General features: G+C 55.1%; 5 protein-coding genes, 3 tRNA genes and 4 rRNA genes. 2 read left to right on the top strand and 10 right to left on the bottom strand.

The genetic code is table 11. The features are described 5' to 3' along the window. Nucleotides 1-5: 5 nt before the first annotated feature. Both otsB and ACLQ8T_RS02550 read left to right on the top strand, forming a co-directional pair. Nucleotides 6-785 carry a trehalose-phosphatase gene (gene otsB / locus ACLQ8T_RS02555; protein ID WP_413455591.1) on the top strand — a complete coding sequence of 260 codons (780 nt, stop codon included), beginning with the start codon at nucleotides 6-8 and terminating at the stop codon, nucleotides 783-785. A 65-nt stretch (nucleotides 786-850) separates the two neighbouring features. Then, the gene (locus tag ACLQ8T_RS02550; RefSeq protein ID WP_413455590.1) at nucleotides 851-1,918 is read left to right on the top strand and encodes an ABC transporter ATP-binding protein; all 1,068 of its coding nucleotides are present in this window, start codon (nucleotides 851-853) and stop codon (nucleotides 1,916-1,918) included. 122 nt (nucleotides 1,919-2,040) lie between these two features. Here the strand turns inward: ACLQ8T_RS02550 and rrf (ACLQ8T_RS02545) are convergent. The 10 genes from rrf (ACLQ8T_RS02545) to ACLQ8T_RS02500 form a co-directional block, all read right to left on the bottom strand. Next, a 5S ribosomal RNA gene (gene rrf / locus ACLQ8T_RS02545) occupies nucleotides 2,041-2,157 on the bottom strand. A gap of 144 nt (nucleotides 2,158-2,301) precedes the next feature. After that, complete coding sequence (locus tag ACLQ8T_RS02540) at nucleotides 2,302-2,550, bottom strand: SDR family oxidoreductase (RefSeq protein WP_413455589.1); 249 nt, start codon at nucleotides 2,548-2,550, stop codon at nucleotides 2,302-2,304. 83 nt (nucleotides 2,551-2,633) lie between these two features. Further along, a complete protein-coding gene (locus ACLQ8T_RS02535; RefSeq protein ID WP_413455588.1) occupies nucleotides 2,634-2,771 on the bottom strand; it encodes a hypothetical protein in 138 nt (45 codons plus the stop codon). A 602-nt stretch (nucleotides 2,772-3,373) separates the two neighbouring features. After that, nucleotides 3,374-3,490 (bottom strand): 5S ribosomal RNA (gene rrf, locus ACLQ8T_RS02530). 163 nt (nucleotides 3,491-3,653) lie between these two features. After that, nucleotides 3,654-6,788: ribosomal RNA gene (locus ACLQ8T_RS02525) — 23S ribosomal RNA — on the bottom strand. Nucleotides 6,789-7,384: 596 nt separating this feature from the next. Next, a 16S ribosomal RNA gene (locus ACLQ8T_RS02520) occupies nucleotides 7,385-8,910 on the bottom strand. The 16S, 23S and 5S rRNA genes sit together here, the layout of an rRNA operon. Nucleotides 8,911-10,359: 1,449 nt before the next feature. Then, nucleotides 10,360-10,435, bottom strand: a tRNA-Glu gene (locus ACLQ8T_RS02515). A 47-nt stretch (nucleotides 10,436-10,482) separates the two neighbouring features. Beyond that, a tRNA-Gln gene (locus ACLQ8T_RS02510) sits at nucleotides 10,483-10,554 on the bottom strand. Nucleotides 10,555-10,842: 288 nt separating this feature from the next. Beyond that, nucleotides 10,843-10,916 (bottom strand) — tRNA-Pro (locus ACLQ8T_RS02505). Nucleotides 10,917-11,024: 108 nt separating this feature from the next. Continuing rightward, entirely contained in the window at nucleotides 11,025-12,401 is a 1,377-nt protein-coding gene (locus tag ACLQ8T_RS02500; RefSeq protein WP_413455587.1) for an FAD-binding oxidoreductase, read from the bottom strand. Nucleotides 12,402-12,516: the final 115 nt, after the last annotated feature.

Raw genomic sequence — 12,516 nt, 5'->3', positions numbered from 1 at the left:
ACGCATTGCCAGAACTAGATCCTTCCCTGCATGCCGCGCTGGCTGAGTTTGCCGAGCACGAGCGGGTGCTCGTGGCTTTGGACTTTGATGGAACGATGTCCCCGCTGGTCGACCGGCCGCAAGATGCCCGGCCGCTGCCTCAGACCGCTGCCGCCTTCGAGCAGCTGGCGGCCAGCCCTGGCGTATACACCGCTGTAGTGTCGGGCCGTAACCTGCAGTCCTTGCGCGAGGTCTACCCGCAGCCGCGTCCAGGGATTTGCATTGGCTCGCACGGCGCCGAACGTGTGGTTCCGTCCCGGCTGGGCGCAAACTGGCAGGATGAGCCGCTGACCGCCGAGCAAACCGTACTGCTTCGGACAGTGACCCAGCGCTTGGAGCACGTCGCACAGCTGCATGAGAACGCCAGCTTGGAGTACAAGCCGTCGGCCACGGTCCTGCATGTCCGCCAGGCACTGCCGGATGCGGCTGCCAAGGCTTTGGCACAGGCGAGGCAAGCCCTTGCTGATTTGGACGGTGTGAAACTGCTCGATGGCAAGGCGGTCTTGGAAGCCACCGTGCATCACGGCGACAAAGGCCAAAGCCTGCAGTGGCTGCGTGAGACCCTCGACGTGCAGGCGGTCCTTTTTGCTGGCGATGACGTCACCGACGAGAACGGATTCAGGGTCCTCGGCGCGGAAGATGTGGGCATCAAGGTGGGTTCCGAGCCAACAGCGGCAGCGTACTCAATCTCTTCGCCTGCTGAATTGCCAGATATTTTGAAAAGTCTGATTTCCATGCGAAACTGAAGTGTCCCAATTCACTTTCACTACGGATCGTCGGGCACGTACCTGCCCGTGAAAGGATTGTCATCATGGCAACTGTGACCTTTGAAAAGGCCACCCGCATTTATCCGGGCGCACTAGTGCCCTCCGTCGACGCTATCGACTTGGAAATCCAGGATGGAGAATTCCTCGTTTTGGTTGGCCCCTCGGGTTGCGGCAAGTCCACCACTCTGCGCATGCTTGCAGGCTTGGAAGAAGTAAATTCCGGCCGCATTCTCATTGGCGACAAGGACGTGACCAACGTTCCGCCAAAGGACCGTGACATCGCCATGGTCTTCCAGAACTACGCGCTGTACCCCCACATGACCGTTGCCGAGAATATGGGCTTTGCCTTGAAGATCGCCGGCGTGAACAAGGAAGAACGCAAGCAGCGCGTGTTGGAGGCCGCCAAGCTTCTCGACTTGGAGAAGTACTTGGACCGCAAGCCCAAGGCCCTCTCGGGCGGCCAGCGCCAGCGTGTAGCCATGGGCCGCGCCATTGTCCGTTCGCCTCAGGTGTTCTTGATGGACGAACCTCTGTCCAACCTCGATGCAAAGCTGCGCGTGCAGACCCGTACCCAGATCGCTTCTCTGACACGACGTCTGGGAGTCACAACCGTATATGTGACCCACGACCAGGTGGAAGCGCTGACCATGGGCGACCGCGTTGCGGTGCTCAAGGACGGCGAATTGCAGCAGGTAGGCACCCCACGCGAGCTCTACGATCGCCCACGCAATGTGTTCGTCGCAGGCTTCATCGGTTCCCCCGCCATGAATTTAGTCCAGCTGCAGTCGTCCAATGGACAGGTCGCTTTCGGCTCAACCGCTATCGACGCACCGGGAGCCCAGGGCGGAACCACTTTGGGCTTCCGTCCAGAGGACGTCGAGATTGTCGGTGCCGGCGAAGGCATCGAGATTGTCGTAGACGTGGTTGAAGAGCTCGGCGCAGATGCCTACATCTACGGCTCAGCGGAGCTGGGCGGCGAAACCCAGATGGTGGTTGTTCGTGTTGATGGCCGTACCCCTCCTGAGCGTGGAGCGCGCATCAACATTGCGCCAAATATGGAGCATGTGCACCTGTTTGATACGGAAAGCGGTCTGCGTTTGGACCACGCCTAATACCTGCATTATCGGCGGCTCGGAAATGAATTTCCGAGCCGCCGATGATTTAAACGGTGGCGCACCTTCACGGTTAAACATCGAAGGCCCCGAACTCTCGTTCGGGGCCTTCGGCAAATTATGCCCGGCGATGACCTACTCTCCCACACCCTCCCGAGTGCAGTACCATCGGCGCTGTGGGTCTTAGCTTCCAGGTTCGGTATGGAGCTGGGCGTTTCCCCCACGCTATGATCGCCGTAACTCTATACCTCATGGCTAGCCACGGGAAAACTACGGTGTCATTCGCGATTGCGACAACTCCATAACTATATCAAGCGCGCAGGGGTTGCGCCACTTCAGAACCGGTTGCCAGCAGTGTCCTTCGCCATACACGGCTTCCTGATCTAGCTCCAGATGTTATCCCCTCGCAACGTCGTCTCGGCACCGCCATCGCAGTAGATGGTTTGGCCGGTGATGGGTGTTTTGTTTTCATCACTCGTCAGCCACAGCAGCAGCCTGGCGACCACCACAGCCTCAGAGTCGTAGTTCAGCGGCATCGGCACATTCTTGTCGACCATTGCCTTGCCTTCGTCGGTGGCCAGCAATTCGCGAGTCATGTTGGTGATCACGGTGCCAGGAGCCGCAGCATTCAATGCGATTCCTGCGCCGGCCCACTTCTCCGTGATGCATTCACGGCGTACCCAGCGGCTCAGCGCGCGCTAGGAGGACGGGTAGTTCAAGTAGCCGGTCCAGGGCCAGCGGCTTCCAGTTCCGCGCCAATGGCCAGGGCTGCCTCTTCGTCGCCCGTAATCAATGCTTCAACGAGTTCAGCGGAATTCTGCTGGATCGGAGCCATCGAGGACACGACGGCCACACGTGGTGCCTCCGAGTGCCCCAGAGCTGGCAGGAGGCCTTCCAAATACTCGGTAACACCGAAGTAGTTTACCGATACCGTAATTGCCTTAGGAGCCGAAATACCCGCGGCGGCGATGACAGCGTCAATTTTGCCTTCGGAAAGCTATAGAGTCTGCTTGATGGCACTTTTCCGGCCCTCCTGAGTCGACAGGTCAGTCGCGACGTCAGTATCGCGTAGATCAACGCCGATGACCTTGTGCCCACGTTCGCGAATCAATTCAGTTGCGGCTGCACCAATGCCGGAAGCAGCGCCAGTAACGACATAAGTTCTCACGTTCGGTTTCCCACTTTCGCAATTGGAAGATGAGTCGAGAGACCATCGATGAGTCGGTCGCGGCCGCGCTCATATCCCACACTAGGCCTATTTTCGGTGTCCACTTGAACTATACGATGCCTAAGTCAAGCATTTGTGGTCGCAGGTAGACGCGGCAGCGGCCAGCGACCGAATCCCCTTAAACAAAAACAGGCCAAGCACTCATGCCTGACCCCCAAGCCCTCCACGGGTTAAACAGGTGAGGCTCCAACCATCACTGGTTAGAGCCTCAAACCCACTTAGGTTAAGTCCGGCGGTGACCTACTCTCCCACACCCTCACGAGTGCAGTACCATCGGCGCAATGGGCCTTAGCTTCCGGGTTCGGTATGGGACCGGGCGTTTCCCCCACGCTATGACCGCCGTAACAATCACGAAGCACACAAACCCTACGGTTTGGTGTTGCCTTCGGTGGCATGCAGCAAAGCACGCACAAAGCCAAGTATTCTCGGTTTGAGGTTGTTGTCTCGTAACCGTATAGTGAACGCGAACAGCATTGAAATCATCAGTTCAAATTATTGTTTTATTGTGTGTTGTAAGTCATCGGCCTATTAGTACAGGTCAGCTGCACAAGTCTTCAGTTCTTGCTTCCACATCCTGCCTATCAACCCAGTGGTCTAGCTGGGGGCCTCTCACACACAATGGTGCATGGAAATCTCATCTCGAAGCAGGCTTCCCGCTTAGATGCTTTCAGCGGTTATCCCTTCCAAACGTAGCTAATCAGCGATGCACTTGGCAGTACAACTGACACACCAGAGGTTCGTCCGTCCCGGTCCTCTCGTACTAAGGACAGCCCTTCTCAAATTTCCAACGCGCGCAGCGGATAGGGACCGAACTGTCTCACGACGTTCTAAACCCAGCTCGCGTACCGCTTTAATGGGCGAACAGCCCAACCCTTGGGACCTACTCCAGCCCCAGGATGCGACGAGCCGACATCGAGGTGCCAAACCATGCCGTCGATATGGACTCTTGGGCAAGATCAGCCTGTTATCCCCGAGGTACCTTTTATCCGTTGAGCGACGGCCCTTCCACGAGGTGCCGCCGGATCACTAGTCCCGACTTTCGTCCCTGCTCGAGCTGTCACTCTCACAGTCAAGCTCCCTTGTGCACTTACACTCGACACCTGATTGCCAACCAGGCTGAGGGAACCTTTGGGCGCCTCCGTTACATTTTAGGAGGCAACCGCCCCAGTTAAACTACCCATCAGGCACTGTCCCTGAACCAGATCATGGTCCGAAGTTAGGTGACCGGTACAGCCAGAGTGGTATTTCAACGATGACTCCACCTGAACTAGCGTCCAAGCTTCACAGTCTCCCACCTATCCTACACAAGCTGCACCGAACACCAATACCAAACTATAGTAAAGGTCTCGGGGTCTTTCCGTCCTGCTGCGCGTAACGAGCATCTTTACTCGTACTGCAATTTCGCCGAGTTCATGGTTGAGACAGCGGGGAAGTCGTTACTCCATTCGTGCAGGTCGGAACTTACCCGACAAGGAATTTCGCTACCTTAGGATGGTTATAGTTACCACCGCCGTTTACTGGGGCTTAAATTCTCAGCTTCGCCACAAGGGCTAACCAGTCCTCTTAACCTTCCAGCACCGGGCAGGAGTCAGTCCGTATACATCGTCTTGCGACTTCGCACGGACCTGTGTTTTTAGTAAACAGTCGCTTCCCCCTGGTCTCTGCGGCCCACACCCGCCTCCGGAGAGCACGTCTCCATCACGGGGCAGGCCCCCCTTCTTCCGAAGTTACGGGGGCATTTTGCCGAGTTCCTTAACCATGATTCTCTCGATCGCCTTAGTATTCTCTACCTGATCACCTGTGTCGGTTTGGGGTACGGGCGGACTGGGACCTCGCGCCGATGCTTTTCTAGGCAGCATAGGATCACCGAATCACCCCATAAACGGGGCGCCTATCAGGTCTCAGAACATATGAGCGGCGGATTTGCCAACCACTCTTCCTACACCCTTGGACCAGGTCAATTCCATTGCCTGGCTCGGCTACCTTCCTGCGTCACACCTGTTAATACGCTGACCTCACTGCATCGGTTCCCACCACATCACACAACCAGCAACCCGAAGGCCGCAACAGCCATGATCCGTCATGGTTAGCATCCACAGCTTGGTATGGGCGGTCCTTCGCCGGTACGGGAATATCAACCCGTTGTCCATCGACTACGCCTGTCGGCCTCGCCTTAGGTCCCGACTAACCCAGGGCAGATTAGCTTAACCCTGGAACCCTTGATCATTCGGCGGACGGGTTTCTCACCCGTCATTCGCTACTCATGCCTGCATTCTCACTCGTGTGGCCTCCACCGCTGGTTTCCACCGCGACTTCACCGTCCACACGACGCTCCCCTACCCATCCAAGCACCCAATCGAAACCAGGCTAATACTTGAATGACGCAACTTCGGCGGTGTGCTTGAGCCCCGCTACATTATCGGCGCGGAATCACTTGACCAGTGAGCTATTACGCACTCTTTCAAGGGTGGCTGCTTCTAAGCCAACCTCCTGGTTGTCACAGCAACTCCACATCCTTTTCCACTTAGCACACGCTTAGGGGCCTTAGTTGGCGTTCTGGGCTGTTTCCCTCTCGACTATGAAGCTTATCCCCCACAGTCTCACTGCTGCGCTCTCACTTGCCGGCATTCGGAGTTTGGCTAAGGTCAGTAACCTTGTAGGGCCCATCGCCTATCCAGTAGCTCTACCTCCAGCAAGAAACACGCAACGCTGCACCTAAATGCATTTCGGGGAGAACCAGCTATCACGAAGTTTGATTGGCCTTTCACCCCTACCCACAGCTCATCCCCTCCATTTTCAACTGAAGTGGGTTCGGTCCTCCACACGCTCTTACACGCGCTTCAACCTGGCCATGGGTAGATCACTTCGCTTCGGGTCTAGATCACGCCACTCAAACGCCCTATTCAGACTCGCTTTCGCTACGGCTTCCCCACACGGGTTAACCTCGCGACGTAACACTAACTCGCAGGCTCATTCTTCAAAAGGCACGCCATCACCCAGGAACAAGTCCCAGGCTCTAACGGATTGTAAGCGCACGGTTTCAGGTACTATTTCACTCCCCTCCCGGGGTACTTTTCACCATTCCCTCACGGTACTGATTCACTATCGGTCATCAAGTAGTATTCAGGCTTACCAGGTGGTCCTGGCAGATTCACACAAGGTTTCACGGGCCCCGTGCTACTCGGGTATCAACACTAGAACGGCAGACACGCATTACACCTACGGGACTATCACCCTCTCTGGTCCGGCATTCCAACCGATTCACCTATACGCCTGCACCTCATCCCACCAGCAAGATAGCGCTGGTACATGTCAACCCCACAACCCCGGTGATGCAACGCCTATCCGCTATCACACACCAACCGGTTTAGCCCCATCCGCGTTCGCTCGCCACTACTAACGGAATCACTGTTGTTTTCTCTTCCTGCGGGTACTGAGATGTTTCACTTCCCCGCGTTCCCTCCACACAGCCTATACATTCAGCTGCAGGTCACACCACATAACATGGTGCGGGGTTCCCCCATTCGGAAATCCTGGTCTCAACGTCCGGTTATCGACTCCACCAGGCTTATCGCAGATTCCCACGTCCTTCATCGGCTCTTGATGCCAAGGCATCCACCGTGCGCCCTTAAAAACTTCAACACAAATCAAAGTCTCAGAATTGAGCAATAAAACAATCTAACAAAATCACGCAGACAAGACTCCAACACCAGGCAATCCCAGGAAAAGGACTACCCAGCTCATCTCATCTGCAAGATGCTCGCGTTCACTATACAGTTCCCAAACAACAACCCCGCACCCCCGCAACAACACCCCAAAACCAACACCAACCAAAGGCCAGCATCAATCCAACAGGACATCCTTGCAGCAAACACAGGACAAACACCGAAACACCAAGAACCCCTCACCCAAGCGAACACCACCAGGACCCTCCCCACAGGAAGAACCCCGGCAACCATTCACCAGGAAAGGAGGCTTGTTGCCTCAAAACCCAACAGCATGCCAAACCATACAAACCACACAACACCCACACACCGCATTCCAGCACCGCAAGAAGAAAACCCCCTGCAATGCGTACTAGCAGATGCCCAAGCACCACGCAGCCACAGCCAATACCCCGCACCAGCATCAGCCAGCACGTTTTCCAGTATTGAGTCCATTGATATTCCACCCATGAGCAACCCACCCGGACAACACTCGTGTCCAGCATGGGCAACCAATAATGGTTAGCTCCTTAGAAAGGAGGTGATCCAGCCGCACCTTCCGGTACGGCTACCTTGTTACGACTTAGTCCCAATCGCCAGTCCCACCTTCGACGACTCCCCCCACACAAGGTGGTTAGGCCATCGGCTTCGGGTGTTACCAACTTTCGTGACTTGACGGGCGGTGTGTACAAGGCCCGGGAACGTATTCACCGCAGCGTTGCTGATCTGCGATTACTAGCGACTCCGACTTCATGGGGTCGAGTTGCAGACCCCAATCCGAACTGAGACCGGCTTTTAGGGATTAGCTCCACCTCACAGTATCGCAACCCATTGTACCGGCCATTGTAGCATGCGTGAAGCCCAAGACATAAGGGGCATGATGATTTGACGTCATCCCCACCTTCCTCCGAGTTGACCCCGGCAGTCTCCCATGAGTCCCCACCACTACGTGCTGGCAACATGGAACGAGGGTTGCGCTCGTTGCGGGACTTAACCCAACATCTCACGACACGAGCTGACGACAACCATGCACCACCTGTGAACCAGCCCCGAAGGGAAACCCCATCTCTGGAGCGGTCTGGCACATGTCAAGCCTTGGTAAGGTTCTTCGCGTTGCATCGAATTAATCCGCATGCTCCGCCGCTTGTGCGGGCCCCCGTCAATTCCTTTGAGTTTTAGCCTTGCGGCCGTACTCCCCAGGCGGGGCACTTAATGCGTTAGCTACGGCGCGGAAAACGTGGAATGTCCCCCACACCTAGTGCCCAACGTTTACGGCATGGACTACCAGGGTATCTAATCCTGTTCGCTCCCCATGCTTTCGCTCCTCAGCGTCAGTAAATGCCCAGAGACCTGCCTTCGCCATCGGTGTTCCTCCTGATATCTGCGCATTTCACCGCTACACCAGGAATTCCAGTCTCCCCTACATCACTCTAGTCTGCCCGTACCCACCGCAGATCCGAGGTTGAGCCTCGGACTTTCACGGCAGACGCGACAAACCGCCTACGAGCTCTTTACGCCCAATAAATCCGGATAACGCTTGCGCCCTACGTATTACCGCGGCTGCTGGCACGTAGTTAGCCGGCGCTTCTTCTGCAGGTACCGTCACTTTCGCTTCTTCCCTACTGAAAGAGGTTTACAACCCGAAGGCCGTCATCCCTCACGCGGCGTCGCTGCATCAGGCTTTCGCCCATTGTGCAATATTCCCCACTGCTGCCTCCCGTAGGAGTCTGGGCCGTGTCTCAGTCCCAGTGTGGCCGGTCACCCTCTCAGGCCGGCTACCCGTCGTCGCCTTGGTGAGCCATTACCTCACCAACAAGCTGATAGGCCGCGAGTCCATCCCCCACCGATAAATCTTTCCACCACAAAACATGCGTTCCATGGTCATATCCGGTATTAGACCCAGTTTCCCGGGCTTATCCCAGAGTCGGGGGCAGGTTACTCACGTGTTACTCACCCGTTCGCCACTAATCCACCCAGCAAGCTGGGCTTCATCGTTCGACTTGCATGTGTTAAGCACGCCGCCAGCGTTCATCCTGAGCCAGGATCAAACTCTCCATAAAAAATAAAAAGCCACCAGCAACCCCTTGGAAAAGAAGGGCGAAGCCGATGAAGTCCTGGCGAATAATAAAACACTCAAGAACACTGCACGGGGGTGCAATGCCTCAAGCAAATGTTATGTATTCACCAAATAAAAATATTCGGTATCAACAAACTTGGCACACTATTGAGTTCTCAAACAACAAACACTCTCGACACCACACCAGCCATCCTCTGATGGCCACTGCTTCGCTCCGGAGCAACTTTTCCAACTTACCAGACTTCCTGATCCGATCAAAATCGGTGGAAAACCTTGAGTGGAAAGTGATTGGCTGCCGGGTAAACATTCGGTAGATTCCGTGGTGTTTCCGTTCCGGCAACAGATAAAAACTATACATAGGTTCTCAGGGCTCCGCAAATCGATACGACGCTTTTTGCAGTGATCGTCGTTACACTATGAGGGCATGTTCCACGGCGGCATATTGGCACGCCCCAAGAGTCTTTCGCTTGGTTCGAGAATCTAAGGGCCCTCGCCTCGATGTCTGCTGGATCTCCATACGAATAGCGAACATTCTCAGGATGGCAGAATCGTCAATGCCCAGGATCCGAAGACCATGCTAAGCAAAGCATCGAAACGGATGCCAGCAGTGCAGCCTGTGAACGCCTGGTCCATGCGGGATAAACATACGACCCCGTGATTCCAAGAACCTTGACCAAACACCCAAAGTGCCGCCACGGTAAATCCCCTAGCTGCAATCGCTATGCAGAAGAATTCGATGGGCTGTATTCGTTTGTAGCCAAAAGTAATGTCATCAAAAGTTAGGCGTCGAACGGCGCTTGGACGCCACGGTGGCCGTTGCCCTAGCCACAGGTGATCTGGAGTGGACTAGTCCCGCAGGCCGTAAAACGGGAGTTCATGATTCGCAACGAGGCAAGACGGACACCGTGTCGTTCTACACCCAAGAAGGCGCCGGCCTACCTTCGATGCCGTTTCAGTGTTGCGCGCAATCTGCGTCAGTCCGTATTTCACTGGTACATCCATTGAGCCAACGACTCAGGCGATCACGACAGGTTTCAGTAGGAACTATGAAGAGATCGTTGAAACGCAGTGGTGACTCTACGGCTCTACGGCTCTACGGCTCTACGGCTCTACGGCTCTACGGCTCTACGGCTCTACGGCTCTACGGCTCTACGGCTCTACGGCTCTACGGCTCTACGGCTCTACGGCTCTACGGCTCTACGGCTCTACGGCTCTACGGCTCTACGGCTCTACGGCTCTACGGCTCTACGGCTCTACGGCTCTACGGCTCTACGGCCAGTGTCCCGTCATCCACTTTAGAACTGCAAACCAAGCCGGCCTTGTCGAAGGGATGCCTAGTTTGGGGAAGCTCCAGTTAAAGCCGAATTCGAATCCGTCCATAGTTTTCGTGCATAAAAAAATCGCGGAACATAAGTTCCGCGATTTTTTGCTTTGGTGACCCCAACGGGATTCGAACCCGTGTTGCTGCCGTGAGAGGGCAGAGTACTAGGCCGCTATACGATGGGGCCGTATGCTGAAGAAAATCTTCAGCTCACCAAATTTCTTTGGTGAAGCGCTGGGATACCAGGACTCGAACCTAGAATGACGGAACCAGAAACCGTTGTGTTGCCAATTACACCATATCCCAATGTGACTTGGTATTCGTTTGCTTCAGCAGCCGAAACTGATCCGCATTGAATGCCTTAGCACGAGATATAACTATACCTAAAAAAATCTCAGATCGCACATCCTGAGGCGATATCCTCGAGTGATCTGCAGCTCGTTTGCTGGAACGCTTGTTATGGAACTGCCATTCGCTACAGGACAGCCTTCCAATTGCCCCCTAAAACCCAGAAGGCTATTTAGGTTTTACCGGGTGTTGCTGGGGCGGCTTAACGCAAAAAAGGGGAACCGTAGTTCCCCTTTTTGCTGCAAGTCGGGATAACAGGATTTGAACCTGCGACCTCGTCGTCCCGAACGACGCGCGCTACCAAGCTGCGCCATATCCCGTGGTTACAACCCTTTCACTATACACCCGTGCAGAACTATTTTCAGAGTCCGCCATGCCTGCGCGTTTCGCCTCGCCAGTTTATTGGCTGCCCCTCGTAGGTTCTTACTTTAAATAGCTTTCCCGGGATTCAAGATATTCAACGGATCCAGAAGACGTTTGATCTCCTGTTGGAGTTCGACCACTTCACTTGATTGCTCCCATTGCAACCAATCCTTTTTAATCAATCCGACACCGTGTTCACCGGTAATCGTGCCGCCTAGTTCCAAAGCAATGCGCACTGAGGCCTCAACCGCACGGTCTAGCCTGGCTAAGGGGTCCACACCGTCTTCTGGTTCTACAGAGAATGTCGGGTGCAGATTGCCATCGCCCACATGCGAAATCATCCGCATGTCGACGTTCTCTTCGCGTGCCACTTGTTGAACGCGGTGCACGTATTCAACCATTCTGCTTTTCGGAATGGCGACATCTTCGCCAGTGCGGTAAGCATCATCTTTGGTATCACCGCGGCTGGTTCGGCGCATTTCGATCAGCTTCGTAGCTCTGGGATCCGCTGAATTGCTTAGCTGTGCATTGCGTTCTTCGAAAACTTCACGGAGAGCAGATTCTTCACGCTCGGCGCCATAGCCATCTAGTCGAGCCAGCAACATGGCACCGCCGAGGCCTGCGTAATTCGTTGAGTACTGTTCATCGAGAATGAGCAACGTCGAGTGATCGATCAGTTCCAGAATGGCAGGTTGGATTCTAGCTTTGGCAATCAATTGAACGCCTTCGACTGCCTCCTCCAAGCTGAGGAACAATAGCGTTATGTCCCTTTCATCCACTGGAAGATAGCGCAATCGAACAACTGCGCGAACGACGACGCCCAATGTGCCCTCGGACCCTGTGAATAGGGCAGCGGGATCATAGCCAGCGACGCCCTTGAACGTGTTCTTGCCAACTCGGATTAGCCGGCCGTCAGCCAATACGACGTCTAGTGAGAGGACGGATTCACGAGTGACGCCATATTTCGCGCAACGCAAACCACCAGCATTGGTAGCGATATTGCCACCGATCGTCGACATCTTGTAGCTCGCAGGATCCGGGGCATACATGAGACCGAATTCTGCAACGGCTTCGTTCAGCTGATGATTGATGACGCCAGGTTCAACAACAGCGACTTCATCTTCCGGGCGGATTTCTAGAACTCTATTCATTCTACTCAGGTTCAACACGATGGCATCGCCTAGCACGTGAACGCCCCCGGAAACACCAGTGCCGGCACCGCGGCTAATCACCGGCACCTTGTATTCAGTGGCCAAGCGTAGAACTCGTTGGACATCCGCTACGGAACTGGCGAAAACCACGGCTAGCGGTTCAACGGGATTTCCCGACAATTGCCCGAAGTCCCTGGAGTTTTCTCGAAGCACCACACGCGATGTTTCGAGGGCTTCGTCCGGTAACGCTGCGCTTAAGGCATCTAGGAATTCAGCGTGGGTAGTTGCCATCGTCATCTCCACGAGTCGGTGTCTGCAGGTATTTACCTGAGACTAAGGCTTACGGCAGGCAAAGGTGAACTAGATGACTTGCCTATGCAATAGCTGTCCGGTGCACGGCGCTGTT

Origin of the sequence: Glutamicibacter sp. FR1 (assembly GCF_047300825.1) — a bacterium.
Lineage (GTDB): Bacteria > Actinomycetota > Actinomycetes > Actinomycetales > Micrococcaceae > Glutamicibacter > Glutamicibacter nicotianae.
This window is presented reverse-complemented; position numbering and strand designations above follow the sequence as displayed.

Excerpts from the sequence above, each read along its gene's own strand:
- ACLQ8T_RS02500 (WP_413455587.1), bottom strand. The coding sequence starts at position 12,401 with ATGGCAACTACCCACGCTGAATTCCTAGATGCCTTAAGCGCAGCGTTA.
- ACLQ8T_RS02550 (WP_413455590.1), top strand. The coding sequence starts at position 851 with ATGGCAACTGTGACCTTTGAAAAGGCCACCCGCATTTATCCGGGCGCA.